The organism is Bradyrhizobium sp. CIR18, assembly GCF_014198295.1.
In the GTDB taxonomy this organism is placed as follows: domain Bacteria; phylum Pseudomonadota; class Alphaproteobacteria; order Rhizobiales; family Xanthobacteraceae; genus Bradyrhizobium.
Map to the genome: position 1 here is coordinate 28,712 of NZ_JACIHF010000022.1, position 20,396 is coordinate 49,107.

Annotated in this window: 13 protein-coding genes and 1 pseudogene; 9 read left to right on the top strand and 5 right to left on the bottom strand. The window is 64.4% G+C overall.

Annotation, left to right across the window (positions count from 1 at the left end; genetic code table 11):
- Positions 1-96: 96 nt before the first annotated feature.
- Entirely contained in the window at positions 97-438 is a 342-nt protein-coding gene (locus tag GGD65_RS36940; RefSeq protein WP_018321524.1) for a hypothetical protein, read from the top strand.
- Here the strand turns inward: GGD65_RS36940 and GGD65_RS36945 are convergent.
- Entirely contained in the window at positions 412-4,527 is a 4,116-nt protein-coding gene (locus tag GGD65_RS36945; RefSeq protein ID WP_183238380.1) for a GAF domain-containing protein, read from the bottom strand. The two genes, GGD65_RS36940 and GGD65_RS36945, sit on opposite strands and share 27 nt — an antisense overlap.
- A 298-nt stretch (positions 4,528-4,825) precedes the next feature.
- Between GGD65_RS36945 and GGD65_RS36950 the strand changes: the two genes are divergently transcribed.
- From GGD65_RS36950 to GGD65_RS36960, 3 genes and pseudogenes are all read left to right on the top strand, one after another.
- Entirely contained in the window at positions 4,826-5,878 is a 1,053-nt protein-coding gene (locus GGD65_RS36950; protein ID WP_183238381.1) for an Ldh family oxidoreductase, read from the top strand.
- Between the two features lie 21 nt (positions 5,879-5,899).
- A pseudogene (locus tag GGD65_RS36955) lies at positions 5,900-7,266 on the top strand (LLM class flavin-dependent oxidoreductase).
- Between the two features lie 15 nt (positions 7,267-7,281).
- A complete protein-coding gene (locus GGD65_RS36960; protein ID WP_183238382.1) occupies positions 7,282-8,067 on the top strand; it encodes a fumarylacetoacetate hydrolase family protein in 786 nt (261 codons plus the stop codon).
- A gap of 125 nt (positions 8,068-8,192) precedes the next feature.
- Here GGD65_RS36960 and GGD65_RS36965 read toward each other — a convergent pair whose 3' ends face one another.
- Positions 8,193-8,648, bottom strand: coding sequence for an Lrp/AsnC family transcriptional regulator (locus tag GGD65_RS36965; RefSeq protein WP_018321519.1), 456 nt, complete (start codon positions 8,646-8,648; stop codon positions 8,193-8,195).
- A 152-nt stretch (positions 8,649-8,800) separates the two neighbouring features.
- On the opposite strand from GGD65_RS36965, the gene GGD65_RS36970 reads away from it, so the two are divergent.
- Complete coding sequence (locus tag GGD65_RS36970) at positions 8,801-12,250, top strand: indolepyruvate ferredoxin oxidoreductase family protein (RefSeq protein ID WP_183238383.1); 3,450 nt, start codon at positions 8,801-8,803, stop codon at positions 12,248-12,250.
- 73 nt (positions 12,251-12,323) lie between these two features.
- Positions 12,324-13,742, top strand: coding sequence for an indoleacetamide hydrolase (gene iaaH, locus GGD65_RS36975; RefSeq protein WP_183238384.1), 1,419 nt, complete (start codon positions 12,324-12,326; stop codon positions 13,740-13,742).
- 121 nt (positions 13,743-13,863) lie between these two features.
- Here iaaH and GGD65_RS36980 read toward each other — a convergent pair whose 3' ends face one another.
- Entirely contained in the window at positions 13,864-14,775 is a 912-nt protein-coding gene (locus tag GGD65_RS36980) for a LysR family transcriptional regulator (RefSeq protein ID WP_183238385.1), read from the bottom strand.
- 299 nt (positions 14,776-15,074) lie between these two features.
- Between GGD65_RS36980 and GGD65_RS36985 the strand changes: the two genes are divergently transcribed.
- The 3 genes from GGD65_RS36985 (at position 15,075) to GGD65_RS36995 (ending at position 18,474) form a co-directional block, all read left to right on the top strand.
- Complete coding sequence (locus GGD65_RS36985) at positions 15,075-16,256, top strand: HlyD family secretion protein (protein ID WP_179731727.1); 1,182 nt, start codon at positions 15,075-15,077, stop codon at positions 16,254-16,256.
- A 117-nt stretch (positions 16,257-16,373) separates the two neighbouring features.
- Positions 16,374-17,984, top strand: coding sequence for an MDR family MFS transporter (locus GGD65_RS36990; RefSeq protein ID WP_183238386.1), 1,611 nt, complete (start codon positions 16,374-16,376; stop codon positions 17,982-17,984).
- A 28-nt stretch (positions 17,985-18,012) separates the two neighbouring features.
- Positions 18,013-18,474, top strand: a complete 462-nt coding sequence (locus GGD65_RS36995; RefSeq protein WP_183238387.1) for a carboxymuconolactone decarboxylase family protein — start codon at positions 18,013-18,015, stop codon at positions 18,472-18,474.
- Positions 18,475-18,611: 137 nt separating this feature from the next.
- Here GGD65_RS36995 and GGD65_RS37000 read toward each other — a convergent pair whose 3' ends face one another.
- Both GGD65_RS37000 and GGD65_RS37005 read right to left on the bottom strand, forming a co-directional pair.
- Positions 18,612-19,472 (bottom strand): D-amino-acid transaminase, encoded by an 861-nt coding sequence (locus tag GGD65_RS37000; RefSeq protein WP_179731731.1) that lies wholly within the window; start codon positions 19,470-19,472, stop codon positions 18,612-18,614.
- Between the two features lie 190 nt (positions 19,473-19,662).
- Positions 19,663-20,394, bottom strand: a complete 732-nt coding sequence (locus tag GGD65_RS37005) for an amino acid ABC transporter ATP-binding protein (protein WP_018321511.1) — start codon at positions 20,392-20,394, stop codon at positions 19,663-19,665.
- Positions 20,395-20,396 lie beyond the last annotated feature (2 nt).

A 20,396-nucleotide genomic window follows, 5' to 3' on the forward strand; every position in this document is an offset into this window, starting at 1 on the left:
GCCGATTGAGCGAGCCGATTTTTCCGAGCGTCAGGTCACGATCATTTCGGCGCGAAGGCCTGTCATCGGTCGCGGATCCCTGGGAGCATGGAACGAATGCATCAGGCCGCCCGCCTGGAGTTCGAGCGCGTGATGGAGGAGTTTGCCCGATGGCACATTGTGCCTGCGGACGAGCGCTCGCCCGCGCCCGCCTGGTGGTGGGGACCTGCCATGGCGGTGTTCGACGACCAGGAGCAGATGAGTTGCCCATGGTGCGCCGAACTCGGTTTGAACGAGGGTGCGAGCTTCGCCGAGGGCGCGCACGCGATTCTCGCGCTGTTCGTCGAGCAGACATCGCTGACGGGGCCTCAGGATTTTCCGAGCAAGGTCGAGGGCGGGGAGCACGACGTCCGCGAGCTGCACCCGCAGCCGTCAGACGACAGCGCGTTTCAGCCGTGACGCCGCAGCTTCAGTAGCGGCAACGTCCGGCTCCGGCTGGAGCGGCGGGGCGACAGGCAGGACCATCGGCCGCAGCAGCTCGGCCATCTGCTTGGCCGGCAGCGGCTTCGAAATCAGGAAGCCCTGCATCTCGTCGCAGCCATGGGTACGCAGGAACGCCTCCTGCTCGACGTTCTCGACGCCTTCGGCGACGACGGTCATGCCGAGCGCCTTGCCCATGCTGATGATGGCCTGCGCGATCGCCTGGTCCTCGGAATCCTGCGGCAGGTCGCGCACGAAGGAGCGGTCGATCTTGATGGTGTCGATCGGGAAGTGCTTCATCAGCGACATCGACGAATAGCCGGTGCCGAAATCGTCGATGGCGAGGCGGATGCCGCGGCTCTGGATGGCATCGAGCACCTTGAGCGCGCGGCCGACATTGCGCATCATCATGCTCTCGGTGACTTCGAGCTGGAGCAGCACCGGCGACATGCCGCTGGCCGCCAACGCCTCGTCGACGTCCTGCAACAGATGCTCGTCGGCGAACTGCCGCGGCGACAAATTGACCGCCATCGACAACGGCAACAGGCCGCGGCGCTGCCAGGCCATGGCCTGCGCGCAGGCCTCGTTGAGCACCCAGCGGCCGATCGGCACGATCAGGCCGGTTTCCTCGGCTAGCGGAATGAACTGAGCCGGCGAGATGTTGCCGAGATCGGGATGCGTCCAGCGCAGCAGGGCTTCCACGCCGGTGATCTGGCCGGTCTCCATGTCCACCTTGGGCTGGTAGTTCAAAGAGAACTGCTCGCGCTCCAGCGCACGGCGCAGCGCGCTCTCCAGCGACAGCCGCTCGATCGACTGCGTCTTCACCTCCTTGGAGAAGAAGCGGTAGCCGTTCTTGCCGTCCTCCTTGGCCAGGTACATCGCCATGTCGGCGTTCTTGGTCAAGGTCTGCGCATCGGAGCCGTTGGCCGGATACATCGCGATACCGATCGAGGCCGTGGTGTGGCACTCGTGTCCGGCGAGCTCCATGGGCTCGGCGAGTGCTGCGAGCAGCCCGGTCGCGATGCGCTGGACGTCGTCGATCTCGCCGCACTGGTCCAGGATCACCACGAACTCGTCGCCGCCGAGGCGCGCCACCACGTCGCTTTCCCGCAGCGCGCCGCGCAAGCGGTTGGCGACTTCGAGCAGGAGCAGGTCGCCGGCCTCATGGCCGAGCGAATCGTTGATGACCTTGAAGCGGTCGAGATCGATGAACAGCACCGCGAAACGGTGATCGTGACGCTCTGCCGTTTCGATCGCCTCGCGCAAAAGCCCGTTGAAGGTCTCGCGGTTCGGAAGGTCCGTCAGGCTGTCATGCGAGGCGAGGTACTCGATCCGCTCGTCCGCCTCCTTCTTCTCGTCGGCGCGATCGAAATTCTCCATCGCAAAGGACACGTTGTCGGCGAGACGTTGCAACAGCTCGACGAACTCGGCCGTGAAGGTAGCCGGCTCGGTCGACATGTAGATCATGACGCCGACGGCCTGATTGTGCACGATGAGCGGAAATGCCGCGCCAGATCGCGCGCCGTCGCCGCGGACGACGGCGTGGAATGCGCTGACGCGATCGTCATTGAGATAATCGTTACTGATGCAGGGCCGGCGCGTGCGGAACGCCGTGCCGCTCATCCCGCGTCCTTCGGGCCGCTCGGGGTCGATCGAGAGGCGAACGTTCCGCGTGGTGTTGGAAGATGGCCCGGCACTCGCCACGATCTCCAGCTGGTCGCTGTCGGCCCTGGCCAGCGCGATGGTCGTCGACGTGAACTTGGCACCGTTCGAGGCCGCGAGACAGACGAGATCGAACAGCTCGGCGCGCGACTTCGCCCGCATGATCGCCTCGTTGGTCGCGCTCAGAGCCGCGAACATGCGCGTCAGGCGCTCTTTCTGCGCCTCGGTGCGGGCCTTTTCCTCGGCACGGTCAAAATTGTCGAGCGCGAAGGAGACGTTTTCGGCAAGGCGCCCGAGCAGTTCGACCAGATCGGGCGTGAATGTGTCCTCCTCGGGCGCGAGGAAAAGCAGGATGCCGATGGGCTCCTGGCCCGCCTTTAGAAGCGGGAAGCTGGCGGCGGCCCGCGTTCCGTCCTCGATCGCCTTCGCCCGCCAATATGCCGACCGCGGCTCGTTCAGATAGTCGTTCATGACGCTGGGCCGGCGGGTCCGGAGCGAGGTGCCGATGATCCCCTTGGCTTCGGGATGGTCGGCGGAAATGTTGCAGGTCCGTCCAACCATCTGCTGCTGCAGGCGCCCCTTCACCGCGACGACGCGGACGAGCTCGTTTTCCTCGTCGATGATGCCGATCGTTGCCGACGCGAACACGTCGCCGAGAATAGCTGCCTGGCACGCGGCCTCGAACAGGTCCTCGCGCGTCTTGGCGCGCATAATCGCTTCATTGGTTGCGCTGAGCGCTTCGAACATTCCGCTCAGGCGATTGCGCTGCTTGTCTACCTGCGCCTTCTCCTCGGCGCGATCGAAGCCTTCCAGTGCGAAGGCGACGTTGGCCTGGAGCTTGCGCAGCAATTCGACGAATTCGGGTGTGAACGTGCCGCACTCCGGGGAGTTAAACAGGAACACGCCTTCGACCTGGTCGCCGTTGAAGAGCGGCAACGCGGCAGAGGACGCGATCCCGTTGCGGCGGGCGCTGGCGTGCCAGGGCGCGATGCGCTCGTCGGCGAGAACGTCGTTGCTGACGGCGGGCTGGCGCGTGCGGAACGCGGTGCCGGTCAGTCCGCGCCCTTCCGGCACCTGCTCGGAGATGGATAACTTGAAGTTGCGAACGTGGTCGGCGTTCGGTCCGTAACAGGCGACGACGCGCAGCAGCCCGGCGTGAGGGTCGACCAGGGCGATGTTGGCCGAAGTGAACTTGGCGCCCTTCGCCGTCGCCTCGCAGACGAGGTCGAACAGATCGGCGCGCGACCGCGCCCGCAGGATCGCCTCGTTGGTGGCGCTGAGCGCCGCATACATGCGTGCCAGCCGTTCCTCTTCGGCGGCGATTTTGGCCTTCTCGGACTCGCGGCCGAAATTATCGATCGCGAACGAGACGTTCTCCGCCATACGCAGCAGGAGCGCGACGATCTCCTCGTCCTTGGCCCAGGAGCGGCTGATGAAGAACAGGAGCACGCCGACACTTTCACCGTGCCTGATCAGCGGCGCGACCACGCAGGCGGCAACGCCAGTGTTGACGTTGGCCTGCTCCCACGGCGTGCCTCTGGTGCGGCTGGCGAGATCGTCCTCGACGATGGCCTTCTGCGTCCGGAACACCTCGCCGGATAGTCCCTTGCCGTAGGGATTCTCCGGATCAATCGAATAGCGCGCCTGGGTGATCAGTGCGAGGTTCTGGCCGGTGGACGCGACCGGACTCATCCAATGCGAATCCGGTTCGCGGAGCAACACGATGGTCGCCAGCGACTTGCCCCCGTGAACGGAGGCGTCACACACGAGCTGGTAGAGCTCCTGCTCGGTCTTGGCGCGCAGGATGGCTTCGTTGGTGGCGCTGATGGCGCCGAACATGCGGTTGAGCCGCCGGGTCGCCCGTTCGCTGGTCTGCCGCGCTGTTTCGCGGGCGAAATTGTCCAGAGCGTAGGAAATGTTGGCCGACATGCGCTCGAACAGCGACACCATCTGCTCGTTCAGCGAGCCGGCTTCGCGGCGGGTCACGTAGAGCACGCCGACGCTCTCGCCGTTGCAGAGCAGCGGCAGCGCCGCAGCCGCGCCAATGCCGGTGGAAGCTGCACCCTGACGCCACGCCAGCGAACGCGGGTCGTTCAGATAATCATTGCTGACGCACAGCTTCTGATCTCGAAATGCCTCGCCGCCGACGCCCGAGCCTTCGGGTGTGCCGGCATCCGTCGTGATCTCGATCGAGCGCAGCCGCGCAATGTCATCGCCACAGCCGGCCGCAAAATGGAGCCGCCGGTCGTCCGCTCCGACCAGAAACACGGCGACAGCCAAGAAATCCCCGCTCGAAAACCCGGCGTTGCAGACCTTCTGGTACAGCTCGTCCGGCGATTTCGCATAGAGGATCGCTTCGTTGATGGCGCTCAACGCCGCAAAGGTGCGCGCGAGTGTCGTCGGCACGATCTCAGCTCCCGGGCATTTCTGCCTATTTCTCCCGGGTGACTTTATGAGGGGCCATCGCCTAAGTGGTGGTTATTGCGCGCTGCAAACAATCGATCAAAGTGAACGAGCTGCGAACGACCCCGGGTAAACTACCGAAAATACCGCCGCGCGGGACGATTCCTCAGCGAGAGGCGCGATCTCTTTACGAATTTGCAGCCCTGTATTGGTTTACGGGAGATTGATATCGCTGCCGCGCTTTGAGACGATGGCCTCCAACAATCAGTGCCCGCCAAGGGCAAAGACCCCGGGGAACGCCATGCCGATCGTCACGGCCGATCGCCTCACGCGCGTCAGCGCCGCCCTGCTCCGCGTCGCCGGAGCCTCCGAGGAAGAAGCCGACGCCGTCGCGGTCGGCTGCGTCAACGCCAATCTCGCCGGCCATGATTCCCACGGCGTGATCGCCGTTCCCACCTATATCGACCGGATCAAGGCGGGCCACATCGTTCCCGGCGCCAAATGGACCGTGGTCCAGGAATCGCCGACCACGACCGTGATCGACGGTCACTGGGGCTTTGGTTTCCACGTCAACGCCAAGGCGATGGCGCTGACGATCGAGAAAGCCAGGACGGCGAATGTCGCTGCCTGCACCGTGTTCCGGCAAAGCCATGTCGGCCGCCTCGCCGCCTACCCCTTGATGGCGATGCGCGCAGGCATGATCGGGATTGCCACGGCGGATTCCGGCCGCTCGCCGAAGCACGTGGCGCCGTTCGGCGGCAAGGAAGCGCGGCTCGGCACCAACCCGATCTCGATCGCGGTGCCGTCCGATCTCGATGCGCCGTTCTATCTGGATATGGCGACTTCAGCTGTCGCGGCCGGCAAGATCCAGCTCGCGGTCGCGCGCGGCGAGGAGATTCCGACGGGCTGGATCATCGATGCCGAGGGACGGCACACCACCGATCCGACCCAATACCGCAAGGGTGGTGCGCTGCTGCCGCTCGGCGGCACCGAGGGTTACAAAGGCAGCGGCCTTGCTGCGATGGTCGAGGTGCTGTGCGGCCTCCTCACCGGCCTCGGCTTCGGCGTCGAGCCGACGGGGCGACACAATGACGGCTGCTTCATGGCGGTGTTCAATGTCGCCGCATTCCGCCCGCTGCAGGAGTTCAAGCGCGAGGTCGCCGAGTTCGCGCGCTATCTGAAATCGACGCCGCCGTCAGAGGGCAGCAAAGGCGTCTACTATCCCGGCGAGATCGAGGGCCTGCGCGAGCAGCAGCGCCTGCGCGACGGCATCGAGATCGAGGATGCCACCTTGGAAAAGCTGCGCGCGCTGGCGCGGGAATACCGGCTCGACACCGTCCTCGATCTGGCCTGACGGCATCAGGAGAACAGCAGCATGAATCGACAGATGGTCCTGGTCGGCTTTCTCCAGGCGCAGAACTGCACCAACCTGCCGAGCTCCTGGCGGCATCCGGATTCGCGCGACGATTCGATGTCGGCGGACTATTATCAGGAGATCGGCAGAATTCTCGAAGCCGGCAAGTTCCACATGGCCTTCTTCGACGACCGCCTGGCGATGCCGGACCGCTACGGCAACGACCACGCCCATACCGTCGAATACGGCATCCGCTGCGTGAAGATGGATCCGCTGATCGTGCTGACCACGATGGGCATGGTCACCGAGAAGCTCGGGCTGGGCGCGACGTGCTCGACCACTTATTACGAACCGTTCGACGTCGCCCGCCGCTTCGCGACGCTCGATCTCATGTCCGGCGGACGCGCCGGCTGGAACGTCGTCACCTCGCTCAACGACGGCGAGGCGCTCAACATGGGGCGCGACTCCCATCCAGAACATGATTCCCGCTACGACAAGGCCGACGAGTTCATGGAGGTCGTGCTCGGCCATTGGGACACCTGGGAAGACGGCGCGCTTATCATGGACAAGAAGACCGGCCGCTTTGCCGATCCGACCAAGGTGAAGCGGCTCGACCACAAGGGCGCGGCGTTCAAGTCACGCGGGCCGTTCACCGTGCCGCGTTCGCAGCAGGGCCATCCCGTGATCATCCAGGCCGGGGCATCGGGCCGAGGCCAGCGCTTTGCCGGGCGGTGGGGCGAGGTGATCTTCACCGCCGCGCGCAATCTTCAGGGCGCCAAGGACGGCTATGCGTCCGTGCGCAACGAGGCCGCCAAAGCCGGCCGCGACCCCGACCAGATGTTCCTTTGCAATCTGACGACGCCGGTCTGTGGCGCGACCAAGGCGGAAGCCGAGGACAGGATGGCGCTGATCAACAAGCTGCCGCTCCAGATCGACGCGCTGTCGCTGCTTGCCGAAGCGCTCAACTACGACTTCGCCTCCAAGGATCTCGATGAGCCGCTGACCACTGACGAGCTGAAGAGCATGCAGGGTATCCTGGGCATCCGCGACGGCGTGCTGAAGAATTCGGGCAAGAGCAATCCGAGCGCGCGCGACTCGTCACTTTCTCCGGCCGCGGCCAGGTGCAGGACGCAATGGTCGGCGGCCCCAAGGAGATCGCGGACAAGCTCGAGGAGATGTTTGTCGAGCGCGGCTGCGACGGCTTTGTCATCGCCGCGACCTATGTGCCCGGCTCCTACGCCGATTTCGTCCAGCATGTCGTCCCGGAGCTGCAACGCCGCGGACTGTTTCAGAAAGACTATCGCGGCAAGACGCTGCGCGAAAATCTCGGACTGAAGCGGCCCGCGGCCGGCGCCTGGAAGGTGCCGCCGCGCGATGCCGCGGAATAGCAACGAGGACTAGGCATGCGCTGGCTGAAATTTACTGATGCAGGCAAGACCTCGTGGGGAATCATCGAGGACGACAAGGTAATCGCAGTCGAAGGCGATCCCTTCGACGAATGGCAACGCAGCTCGCGCACGCATTCGCTGTCGGACGTGAAGATCGAGTTGCCACTGATCCCCCGCACCTTCTATTGCGTCGGCTTGAACTACCTCAAGCACCTGAAGGAAGCCGCCGACAAGGCCGGCACCGTGCCGGCCGTGCCTGACCGTCCCGAGATCGGCTATCGCGCCCAGAACGCGCTGATCGCACATGACGAGGACGTCGTGATCCCGTCCTTTGCGACGGAGAAAATCCACTACGAGGGCGAGCTCGTCGTCGTCATCGGCAAGAAGGTAAAGCATCTCACGGAGGACAACGCGATGGATTGCGTGTTCGGCTACACCATCGGCAACGACGTCAGCGAGCGCAGCTGGCAGAAGGCCGATCGTAGCCTGTGGCGCTCGAAGAACGCCGACACGTTCAAGCCGATGGGACCGTGGATCGAGACCGAAGCCGATCTCGAACAGATGGAAACGATCGTCCGGGTCAACGGCAAGGAGACCAATCGCTTCGCGACCAACGACATGATCTTCGGCGTGGTGCCGTTCCTGGTCGAGCTGACCAAGTATTTTACCTTATGGCCCGGCGACGTGATCTGGATGGGCACGGACGGCGCCTCGCCCGACATCAAGCACGGTGACGTCGTGGAGATCGACATCACCGGTGTCGGGACGTTGCGGAACAGGTTTGTGCGGGAGGGGCGCTAGCGGCCCCGCAGCACCGGTGCCGTAGGGTGGGCAAAGGCGCTCTTGCGCCGTGCCCACCATCTTTTTCCGTCGTGAAAGATCGTGGGCACGCTTCGCTTTGCCCACCCTACGGCATCTCTCGGGAATCAAAACGGCAGCGCCACACTCGACTTGATCTCCTTCAGCACCACGTTGCTGCGGACGTAGCGGATGCCGGGAATGCGGAACATGAACTCGTCGAGGAAGCGGTTGTAGGCCGCCATGTCCTGCACGACGACGCGCAAATGATAATCGGCGTCGCCCGTGGTCGCAAAGCACTCCAGCACCTCGCGGCGTTTGGTTACCCGCGCGACGAATTCGTCGACGAACTTTGCATCGTGCCGTTCCAGCGAGACGTGGAGAATGGCGGACATCGCAAAGCCCGCCGGCTCGCGCGCGACCAGCGCCGCATAGCCCTGGATGATGCCGGCCTCCTCCAGCGCGCGCACGCGTCGCCAACAGGCAGAGGTGGACATGCCGACCTCGTCGGCGAGCTGCTGGTTGGTGGCGCGGCCGTCTTTCTGGAGGTGGGCGAGAATCCGGGTGTCCTGGTCTTCGATCATGGCGACCTCACAATTCAGTTAAATCTACCAAATTTGCCGACACCTTGCAAAATTCTACCGATTATTCACGCCAATGGGGATGAATAGGTAAGACCTACCAGCCTCCCAGGCCTAACCTTCCAGCATCGGCAAGGATGCCGCGGGAGGTCCGCATGGACGCCTTTCCGTCACTCGACCCCTACGAACTCTCCGATCGCTACGATCGTGAACACGGCCGCGTCTTCCTTACGGGCACACAGGCCATCGTCCGCATCGCGCTCGACCAAGTCAGGCGCGACCGGGCCGCGGGGCTCAACACGGCCGGCTTCATCTCAGGCTATCGCGGCTCGCCGCTCGGCGGCATCGACCTCGAGCTCTGGCGCATCCAGGAGCGGCTGAAGCGGGACCGCATCGAATTCCTCCCCGCAGTGAATGAGGACCTCGCCGCGACCGCGGTGCTTGGCTCGCAGCAGGTCGAGACGCAAGGAGATCGCGAGGTCGATGGCGTGTTCGGCCTCTGGTACGGCAAGGGCCCGGGCGTCGATCGCTCCGGCGATGCGCTGAAGCATGGCAATGCCTACGGCTCCTCGCCGCATGGCGGCGTGCTGGTGGTCGCCGGCGACGACCATGGCTGCGTCTCCTCCTCGATGCCGCACCAGTCCGATGTCGCCTTCATGAGCTGGTTCATGCCGACGCTGCATCCCACAAGCGTCGGCGAGTATCTCGCGTTCGGCGAATATGGCTATGCACTGAGTCGCTTCTCCGGCATGTGGGTCGGCTTCAAGGCGATCTCGGAGATCGTCGAGTCGAGCGCCTCCGTCGCGCTGCAGCCGCCGCGCCACTTCCGCACGCCCGAGTTCACGCCGCCGCCAGGCGGCCTGCACTATCGCTGGCCTGATCTGCCGGGCCCGCAGATCGAGGAACGGCTCGAGGCGAAGAAGCACGCGGTCTACGCCTTCGCCAAGGCCAATCCGATCGACCGTCACATCTACGACATTGCGGATGCCACCTACGGCATCGTCACCACGGGCAAGGCCCATCTGGACCTGATGGAGGCGCTGCGGCTGATGGGCCTTGACGAGGCCGCCTGCCGCAGCATCGGCATCGACGTCTACAAGGTCGGCATGGTCTGGCCGCTGGCGCTGCATGACGCCATGGATTTTGTGAAGGGCAAGCGCGAGATCCTCGTGGTCGAGGAGAAGCGCGGCATCATCGAGAGCCAGTTCAAGGAATATTTTTACGACTATCCTGGCAGCAAGCCGGAGCGCGTGGTCGGCAAGCACGACGAAACCGGCGCCAGGCTGATCTCCTGGATCGGCGAATTGTCGCCTCGCGCGCTCGCGGGCGTGCTGGCGCGCCGGCTTGATCCGATGTTTCCAGGCCTCAATCTCGCCGCACGCGCGGCCGCTCTGATGCCGGAGGCCGCACGCACCATCAACGTCTCTGGCGCGACGCGCACGCCGTATTTCTGCTCGGGTTGCCCGCACAACACGTCAACAAAGGTACCTGAAGGCTCCAAGGCGCTGGCCGGCATCGGTTGTCACTTCATGGCAAGCTGGATGGACCGGGAGACCTCGTCACTGATCCAGATGGGCGGTGAAGGCGTCAACTGGGCGGCGTCGTCACGCTTCACCGGTCACAAGCACATCTTTCAGAACCTCGGCGAAGGCACCTATTACCACTCCGGCTCGATGGCGATCCGGCAGGCGATCGCCGCCAAGGCCAACATCACCTACAAGATCCTGTTCAACGACGCCGTCGCGATGACCGGTGGCCAGCCGGTCGACGGTCCCATCAGCGTGCATGCCATCGCCCACAGCGTCCGCGCCGAAGGTGTGGCGCGCATCGCGCTGGTGTCGGATGATCCGGCACAGTTCTCGCCTGCCGACCTGCCGGCCGGCGTCACCCTTCATCCGCGCGAGGAGATGGATGCCGTGCAGCGCGAGCTGCGCGATGTCCCCGGCGTCTCGGTCCTGATCTATCAGCAGACCTGCGCCACGGAGAAGCGACGCCGGCGCAAGCGCGGGCAGATGGCCGACCCGAAGCGCTTCGCCTATATCAACGATCTCGTCTGCGAGGGCTGCGGCGACTGCTCGGTGGAATCCAACTGCCTCAGCGTCGAGCCGAAGGAGACGCCGTTCGGCCGCAAGCGCCAGATCAACCTGTCGACCTGCAACAAGGATTTTTCCTGCCTCAACGGCTTCTGCCCGAGTTTTGTGACCGTCGAAGGCGCGACGCGTCGCAAGAAGAACGCGAGCCAGATCGACGCGGTTGGGCGCGCCGCCACACTTCCGTTGCCCGCGACGGCGGCACTCGACCGTTCTTACGACCTGCTGGTGACCGGCGTCGGCGGTACCGGCGTGATTACTGTCGGCGCGCTGATAGGCATGGCGGCGCACCTCGAAAGCCGCGGCGTCTCAGTGCTGGACTTCACCGGCTTCGCGCAGAAATTCGGGCCCGTGCTGAGCTACATCCGCCTCGCCTCGAGCCCTGCGGCGCTGCATCAGGTCCGTATCGACCAGGGCGCAGCCGATGCGCTGATCGGCTGCGATCTCGTCGTCAGCTCCTCGCCGAAGGCCTCCGGCACCTACCGCCGCGGCACGCGCGCCGCGATCAACACCGCGGAGATGCCGACCGGCGACGTCGTCCGCTTCCGCGACGCCGATCTCGCCTCCCCCGCGCGCTTGCGTGCAATCGGCCAAGTCATCGGCGAGGGCAATCTCAGCACCATCAACGCCAACGCGCTGGCTGAACGACTGCTCGGCGATGCCGTCTATGCCAACATCATCATGCTGGGCTTTGCCTGGCAGCGCGGACTGGTGCCGATTTCGCTGCAAGCGCTGCTGCGTGCAATCGAGCTCAACGGCGTCGCGGTCGAACGCAACAAGCAGGCCTTTGCCTGGGGCCGGATTGCGGCCGCCGATCCGGACTTTTTGCCGAAAGTCGACGAAGCGCCCAAGATCGAGACGCTCGACCAGATGATCGAGCGGCGCGCCGAATTCCTCACTGCCTATCAGGACGCCGCCTATGCGGCGCGCTACCGGGCGACCGTCGCGAGGGTCCGCCGCGCCGAAGCTGTCCTGAACAGCGAGGCCCTGACCGAGGCCGTCGCACGCGCCCTGTTCAAGCTGATGGCCTACAAGGACGAGTATGAGGTGGCGCGTCTGCACATGCAGGGCGGATTCCTCGACGAGCTGAAGCGCGAATTCGAGGACGGCTTCAGCGTCCAGTATCACCTCGCCCCGCCCTTCCTGCCGTCGCGGCGCGACGCACGTGGGCGTCCGCGCAAACGCGCCTTCGGCCAATGGATCCAGATGCCGCTCGCCATGCTCGCGCGGCTGAAGGGGCTGCGCGGCACGCGGTTCGATCCGTTCGGCTACACCGGGGAAAGGCGCAACGAGCGCGAGCTGATTGCCTGGTATGAAGGTTTGATCGAGCGGATGCTCGGCAGGTTCGATGCCGCGCATCTGCCAGGTCTGGTCGCAATCGCAGCAGTGCCGATGGACATCCGCGGCTACGGCCCGGTCAAGGACGCCGCGATCGCGAAGGCGAAGATCGAGGTCGAGCGGCTGTTCAATGAACTCCACCCGTCGCCGCCGGCAAAGCTGCGCGCCACCGGTTGACGCGGAGCCGGCGAGGCTTCAGCCTCTATCCCCGGGGGGCCCTGATGGCTGCCCACCAATCGGGTGACGCATCATGGATTTCGACCAATTGACCCTGACCCAGGCCGCGGCCGCCCTCCGCGCCGGGACAGTCAAGAGTACCGCGCTCACAACGGAGGCTCTCGCCCGCGCCAAGGCCAATGCCGATCTCAATGCCTTCGTCACGCTGGACGAGGCCGGCGCCTTGAAGGCCGCCGCGGCATTCGACACAACGGGTGACAAGGACAAGCCGCTCGGCGGTGTGCCCGTCGTGATCAAGGACAACATCGAGGTCGCGGGACTGCCCTGTAGCGCTGGCACACCCGCACTCAGAGATTACGTTCCGAAAGCCGATGCGCCCGTCGTGGCAAAGCTGCGCGCTGCGGGCGCGGTCATCATCGGCAAAACCAGCATGCACGAGCTCGCCTTCGGCATCTCCGGCTACAACACCGCGTTCAAGACCGGCGCGGAGTTCGGCGTGCGCAACGCCTATGACCGCACCCTGATCGCCGGCGGCTCCTCGTCAGGGACCGGTGCTGCGATCGGCGCGCGGATCGTCTCAGGCGGGCTCGGCACCGACACGGGTGGATCGGTGCGCGTGCCCGCCGCCCTGAACGGATGCGCCTCGCTGCGCCCGACCGTCGGGCGCTATCCACAGGAAGGCATCGCCCCGATCTCGCACACGCGCGACACTGCAGGCCCGATGGCTGCGACCGTGGCCGACGTCGAGCTGCTCGATCGCGTGATCACGAATGGCGAGGCGGCCCTACCGGCCGACCTGAAGCAGGTGCGGATCGGCGTCGTGAAGACCATGTTGACCAATCTCGATGTCGACACCGAAGCCGCCTTCCAGGCCGCTATCGTGCAGATGAAGGCCCACGGCGTCACGATCGTCGAGGTCGAGATGCCGCAGCTCGCCGAACTCAACGGCCAGGTCGGCTTCCCGGTCGCGCTGTATGAAGCCTATGACGATATGGTCGGATATCTCGCCCACACCGGCACAGGCCTCACCATCGAAGCGCTGGCGAGGGAGATTGCGAGCCCCGACGTGAAGGGCACCTATGATGGCCTCGTCATCCCGCGCAAATTGCCGGGTCCGGACAATACGCTGCTCGATGCCAGGCCGATCTACGACGCGGCCATCAAGACCGCACGACCGGCGCTACAGGCGCTCTATGCCAGGACCTTCGCCGATCATCGGCTCGACGCCATCGCTTTCCCAACCACGCCGCGCGTCGCGATCGCCTCCAACCCAGACTCCAGCAGCCTCGAGAACTTCGGACTGTTCATCCAGAACACCGATCCCGGCAGCAATGCCGGTATTCCCGGCATCCAGCTCCCGATCGCGCTCGGCGCCACCAGCAGATTGCCGATCGGACTTGAACTCGATGGCCCTGCCGGAAGCGATCGCCGCCTGCTCGCGATCGGCTTGGCGGTTGAAAAGCTGTTCGGACGGCTGCCGCCGCCGCATTGACGCTCTCGTAGGGTGGGCAAAGCGAAGCGTGCCCACGTCTTCTGTCCACCAATTGACAGATCGTGGGCACGGCGCAAAGGCGCCTTTGCCCACCCTACGACACGGCCGCTGCCGGCGCGGCTCACGAATACGGATTGATCAGCTTTTGCTGCTCGGCGCTGTGCTGCGCGAGCAGGTCGATGAAGGTCCTGACCTTTGCCGACAGATGATGACGATGCGGATAGACCGCGTTCATCGACAGCTCGATCGTCCGATATTCCGGCAAGAGGCGCACGAGACGGCCGGCTTCGAGGTCGTCCTGAATGAGAAATCCCGCCATCAGGCAGATGGCGGCCCCCTCCAGTGCGACCTTGCGCAGCGCTTCTCCGCTATTGGTGACGAAGCTGCCCGAGATGCGTACGGAGGCCGGTGCGCCTTTGCGATCGAGGAAGCGCCATTCATCGCCGAACGGGTAATTCAGGTGCCGGCCACAATTATGCGCGGCGAGCTCGTCGAGCTTCTGCACCCGGCCGTGCTTCTCGAGATAATCGTGCGAGCAGCACAGCACGTGACGCCAGGTAGCGAGGCTGCGGACGATCAGGCTTGAATCCGGCGGCGAGGTCATGCGCAAGGCGACGTCGTAGCCTTCCTCGATGAGATCGACGTCGCCTTCGCCCATGCGCAGATCGACCTTGAGGTCCGAATAGGTCGACAGAAGCTTTGCCACGACAGGCGCGACGAACTGCACCATATGCGTGGCGACATGGATGCGCAGCGTGCCGCGGGGCACCGACTGCAATTCGCCTGCGATATCGTCGGCCTGTTCGATGTCGGCGAGGATCTGGACGCAACGGTCGTAATAGGCCTTGCCGATCTCGGTGAGGTTGACCTTGCGCGTGGTCCGCTGAAGCAGCCTCACCCCGAGCCGGTCTTCCAGCGCCTGAACGTGATTGCTCACCATGGTGGTCGACATGTTGAGCTTGCGGGCGGCTGCAGAGAAGCCGCCGGTCTCTACCACCCGGCTGAAGACTTCGAGGCTGGTCAATCGATCCATGGCACCTGATTATCCGCCTTTGATGGATAATCGCAAGGAATTCACCCCGATTATCTATCAAAACACGGGATCTCACCCCGCATGAAGCTTCGCGTGGAGCAGGACGCATGCGTTAGCAGCAATCGCTCGACGGGCGCGGCAATCCCGCTGGGGCAGTCGCGGGTCTGGTTCGCTAGATATCACAACCAAGGCGACCTCTCCGGATTATCCAACCTTGATGGATAATCCTTCCAGCATTTCCTCGATTATCACCAAGGCCAGAAAGACCAATAGTCTCAGGACGCCGATAGGAGACTTCCATGTCCGAGATGCCCCGCGCCGAGACTTTTCAGCAGGCAACTGAAATCACCCCCGATAACCCCAAGACCCCGCCGACTGCCCCGGCCCGGAACAGGGTGCGGCGCGCGGCGCTGGCGCTCGCGTTCCTCGCGGGCACGGCAACCGCTGTTTATTACGGGCACGATTACTGGACCAACGGCCGCTACCTCGAGACAACCGACGATGCCTATGTGAAGGCTGACTCCACGATCATCGCACCAAAAATCTCCGGCTACATCGCCAAGGTGCTGGTCAGTGACAACGAAAAGGTGAAGGCGGGCCAGGCGCTGGCCAAGATCGACGATCGCGACTTCAGGGCGGCGCTCGACCAGGCCAAAGCCGACGTCGCCGCCGGCGAAGCCTCGGTGCGCAACATCGATGCCCAGCTCGAGCTGCAACAGCCGATCATCGAGCAGAGCACGGCTGACGTCACTGCAGCCGACGCCAACCTGAAATTCGCGCAGGAAGAGCGCGCCCGTTACGACGACCTCATGAAGACCGGCTCCGGCACGATCCAGCGCGCGCAGCAGACCGACGCGGCGCTACGCGCGAGCAGCGCGCAATTGCAGCACGCGAAATCCGGCCTGCTGGCCGCGCAGCGCAAGATCGACGTGCTCACCACCCAGCGCGCCCAGGCGGCGGCCCAGCTCGAACGGGCCCGCGCTGTCGCGCAGCAGGCGGCGTTGAACCTGTCCTATACCGAGATCACCGCGCCGGTCGAGGGCACCGTCGGCGCCCGTTCGCTGCGCGTCGGCCAGTACGTGCAAGCCGGCACGCAATTGATGGCGGTGGTGCCGCTCGATGCGGTGTACGTGGTCGCCAACTTCAAGGAGACCCAGCTCACGCATGTGCGGCCGGGTCAGCCGGTCGAGTTGCACGTCGACAGTTTTCGCAATCGAACCCTGCACGGCCATGTCGACAGCCTGTCGCCCGCGAGCGGGCTCGAATTCGCGCTGCTGCCGCCCGACAACGCCACCGGCAATTTCACCAAGATCGTGCAGCGGGTGCCGGTGAAGATCGTGCTCGACGACCACAGCCTCACCGGCCTGCTGCGCCCCGGCATGTCGGCGGTGCCGACGGTCGACACCAAGCAGGCGGTGCTGGCAGAGCGCGAGACGGCGAAGCGCCTCGCCGGCAACACGTCCCGCCCGAACGGCGGCTGAAGCCGGAAGGCCTCGGCAGGATTATCAAATCCTGCCGAACGATCCTTCCACAGCTTCATCGATTATCGAAACCATTCGCCTGACGCATCCTGTCTCCGTACCCGAGACGAGGCTTCCATGAGCACGCTGCAACCGACCGTTGACGCCGCCACCAATCTGGCCGCCCCCGCAGCTCCGAGCACGCCGGCCGTATCCGCAAAAACCTGGGTCGCCGTGATCGGCGCTACGCTCGGCGCCTTCATGGCGGTGCTGAACATCCAGATCGTCAACGCCTCGCTCGCCGACATCCAGGGTGCGATCGGCGCCGGCATCGACGACGGCGGCTGGATCTCGACCTCCTATCTGGTCGCTGAGATCGTGGTGATCCCGCTGTCCGGCTGGCTGGCGCAGGTGTTCTCGATCCGGATTTATCTTCTGACCAACGCGATCCTGTTCCTGATCCTCTCGGCGGCCTGTGCACTTGCGCAGGATTTGCCGCAGATGATCGTGTTGCGCGCCGTGCAGGGATTTACCGGCGGCGTTCTGATTCCGATGGCGTTCACGCTGATCATCACGCTGCTGCCGCGCGCAAAACAGCCGGTCGGCCTTGCGCTGTTCGCGCTGTCGGCGACGTTCGCGCCGGCGATCGGCCCGACCATCGGCGGCTATCTCACCGAGAATTTTGGCTGGCAGTACATCTTCTACGTCAACCTCATTCCCGGCGCGGTGATGGTCGGCATGCTCTGGTACGCGCTCGAGCCCAAGCCGATGAAGCTGGCGCTGCTGCGCGACGGCGACTGGGCCGGCATCATCACCATGGCGATCGGGCTATCGGCGCTGCAGACCGTGCTGGAGGAAGGCAACAAGGACGACTGGTTCGGCTCGCCCTTCATCGTCAAGCTGTCAGTGATCGCGGCAGCCGCGCTGACCGCCTTCCTGATCATCGAGCTCACGGTGAAGAAGCCGCTGCTCAACCTGCGCCTGCTCGTCCGCCGCAATTTCGGCTTCGGCATGCTCGCAAACTTCCTGCTCGGCATCGCGCTGTACGGCTCGGTCTTCATCCTGCCGCAGTATCTGTCGCGCATCCAGGGCTACAATTCCGAGCAGATCGGCATGGTGCTGGCCTGGACCGGATTGCCGCAACTTCTGCTGATTCCGCTGGTGCCGCGCCTGATGCAAAAGTTCGATGCGCGGATCATCATCGGCGTCGGCTTCGTGTTGTTCGCGGCTTCCAACTTCATGAACATCTATATGACCAATGATTACGCCGCCGACCAGCTGCTGTGGCCCAACGTCGTCCGCGCTATCGGCCAGGCGCTGGTGATGGCGCCGCTCTCGGCGGTCGCTACCGCCGGCATCGAGCCGGAGAACGCGGGCTCGGCCTCGGGCCTGTTCAACATGATGCGCAATCTCGGCGGCGCCGTCGGCATCGCACTGCTCCAGACCGTGCTGACCAAGCGCGAGCAATATCACTCCAACGTGCTGATGCAGTCGGTCTCGGTGTTCGAGCAGGCCACCCGCACACGGCTGGAACAGCTCACGCAATATTTCGTCAATCACGGCATCCTCGACCGTGCGGATGCAGCGCATCGCGCGTATGTCGCGATTGGCCATATCGTGCAGAAGCAGGCGTACATTCTCGCCTTCAGCGACACGTTTTATCTGCTCGGCATGGCGCTGATCGTCGCGCTCGCCGCCGTCCTGTTCCTGAAGAAGCCCGGCCAGACCTCAGCCGGTGGCGCCCACTGACTCAACCCAGCAAGCAAGGAGAACGACCATGAAACCCCGCATGAACTACTATCAGGCCGCGCCAGATACGATTAAAGCGCTGATGGCGCTGGAGACGCAGATCCAGTCCACGGGGCTCGAGAAATCGCTGATCGAGCTCGTCAAGATCCGGGCGTCACAGATCAATGGCTGCGCTTTCTGCATCAACATGCACACCGAGGACGCCCGCAAGCGCGGCGAGACCGAGCAGCGCATCTACCTGCTCGATGCCTGGCGCGAATCCCCGCTTTACACCGATCGCGAACGCGCCGCGCTGGCCTGGACGGAATCGGTCACGCTGATCTCGCAGACGCATGCGCCTGATGACGTCTACGAGCAGGTCCGTGCGCAGTTCTCCGAGGAAGAGACGGTGAACCTGACCATGCTGATCGGCGCCATCAACGCCTGGAACAGGATCGCGATCGCGTTCCGTGCGGTTCATCCGGTGAAGGTGAAGGCGTCGGTGGCGTGACGGGAGGCGCTCCCCTCACGGGTAAGTCTCGTAGGGTGGGCAAAGGCGCACTTGCGCCGTGCCCACGTCTTCCCATCAAATAGGCAGGACGTGGGCACGCTGCGCTTTGCCCACCCTACGGCAGCTGAGTGCGCGGCTCAGACCGCCGTCGCCTTGGCGAACTCCACGTAGATCTCGCGCAGGCGCGTCGCCATCGGGCCGGGCTTGCCGTCGCCGATGGTCTTGCCGTCGATGGCGACCACCGGCTGGACGAACAGCGAGGCCGACGTCGCAAAAGCCTCCTTCGCGGCGAGCGCCTCGGCCACCGTGAACGAGCGCTCCTCGACGCGAAGCTGACGTTCCTCGGCGAGCGCCACCACGGCCTTGCGGGTACAGCCCGGCAGGATCGCATTGGAGTTCTTGCGGGTGACGATGACGTCGTCCTTGGTGAGGATGAACGCCGAGGACGAACCGCCCTCGGTGACGTAGCCATCTTCCAGCATCCAGGCTTCGCCGGCTCCGGCTTCGGCCGCGGCCTGCTTTGCCAAGACCTGCGCCAGCAGGGCCACGCTCTTGATGTCGCGCCGCTCCCAGCGGATGTCTGGCACGGTGATGACGTTGATGCCGGTCTTCGCCGAAGCGGCGTTGATGATATCCTTCTCCGAGGTGAACATCACCAGGCTCGACTTGACGTCGCCCTTGGGAAACGGAAAGTCGCGGCCCTTGTCGGCGCCGCGCGTCACCTGGAGATAGACCAGGCCATTGGCGACCTTGTTGCGCGCGATCAGCTCCTTCTGCAGCTCGGTGATGCGCTCGACCGTCTCCGGCAGCTTCAAGCTGATCTCGCCGACCGAGCGCTCCAGCCGCGCCAGATGCGAGGCGTTGTCGACCAGCTTGCCGTCGAGCACGGCCGAGACCTCATAGATGCCGTCGGCAAAAAGGAAGCCGCGATCGAGGACCGAAATCTTGGCGTCCGAGAGCGGGACGAATGAGCCGTTGACGTAGGCGATCGGGTCCAAGGCAGGTCTCCTGGGGGGAAGGGGGATTTGGCCACCGGTATAGGAGATTTGGCGAGCCCGATAAACCCTCGATCCGTCATTCCGGGGCATTCGCAAAGCGAATGAGCCCGGAATCCATCTTACCTCGCGTACTGCCGCCCGATGGATTCCGGGCCCGCGCCAAGAGGCGCGTCCCGGAATGACAGGGGAGCTAATGCGACAGAATCTTCGACAAGAACTTCTGCGCGCGGTCGCTGCGCGGCTGGCCGAAGAAATCGTCCTTCGCCGCGTCCTCGACGATCTCGCCGCGGTCCATGAAGATCACGCGATTGGCCACTTTGCGGGCAAACCCCATCTCGTGGGTGACGACCATCATGGTCATGCCCTCATGGGCGAGATCGACCATGACGTCGAGCACTTCGCTGACCATTTCGGGATCGAGTGCCGAGGTCGGCTCGTCGAACAGCATGACGATCGGGTCCATGGCAAGCGCGCGCGCGATCGCCACGCGCTGCTGCTGGCCGCCGGAAAGCTGCGCGGGAAACTTCTGCGCCTGCTCCTTCAGGCCGACGCGATCCAGCAGCATCATGCCCTTCGTCACCGCCTTGTCAGACGACCTGCCCAGCACCTTCTGCTGCGCGAGGCAGAGATTGTCGATGATCTTGAGGTGCGGGAACAGCTCGAAGTGCTGGAACACCATGCCGACGCGCGAGCGCAGCTTGGGCAGATTGGTCTTGGGGTCGTTGACCTTGGTGCCGTCGACGCTGATGTCGCCGCTCTGGAACGGCTCCAGCGCATTGACGCATTTGATCAGCGTCGACTTGCCCGAGCCCGACGGACCGCAGACCACCACGACCTCGCCCTTGGTGACGCTGGTGGTGCAATCCGTCAGCACCTGGAAGCTCGGAGTGTACCATTTGTTGACGTGGCTGATTTCGATCATGA

Coding starts and splice junctions, on each gene's coding strand:
- GGD65_RS36940 (WP_018321524.1), top strand. CDS start 97: ATGCATCAGGCCGCCCGCCTGGAGTTCGAGCGCGTGATGGAGGAGTTT.
- GGD65_RS36950 (WP_183238381.1), top strand. CDS start 4,826: ATGCCGATCGTCACGGCCGATCGCCTCACGCGCGTCAGCGCCGCCCTG.
- GGD65_RS36960 (WP_183238382.1), top strand. CDS start 7,282: ATGCGCTGGCTGAAATTTACTGATGCAGGCAAGACCTCGTGGGGAATC.
- GGD65_RS36965 (WP_018321519.1), bottom strand. CDS start 8,648: ATGATCGAAGACCAGGACACCCGGATTCTCGCCCACCTCCAGAAAGAC.
- GGD65_RS36970 (WP_183238383.1), top strand. CDS start 8,801: ATGGACGCCTTTCCGTCACTCGACCCCTACGAACTCTCCGATCGCTAC.
- iaaH (WP_183238384.1), top strand. CDS start 12,324: ATGGATTTCGACCAATTGACCCTGACCCAGGCCGCGGCCGCCCTCCGC.
- GGD65_RS36980 (WP_183238385.1), bottom strand. CDS start 14,775: ATGGATCGATTGACCAGCCTCGAAGTCTTCAGCCGGGTGGTAGAGACC.
- GGD65_RS36985 (WP_179731727.1), top strand. CDS start 15,075: ATGTCCGAGATGCCCCGCGCCGAGACTTTTCAGCAGGCAACTGAAATC.
- GGD65_RS36990 (WP_183238386.1), top strand. CDS start 16,374: ATGAGCACGCTGCAACCGACCGTTGACGCCGCCACCAATCTGGCCGCC.
- GGD65_RS36995 (WP_183238387.1), top strand. CDS start 18,013: ATGAAACCCCGCATGAACTACTATCAGGCCGCGCCAGATACGATTAAA.
- GGD65_RS37005 (WP_018321511.1), bottom strand. CDS start 20,394: ATGATCGAAATCAGCCACGTCAACAAATGGTACACTCCGAGCTTCCAG.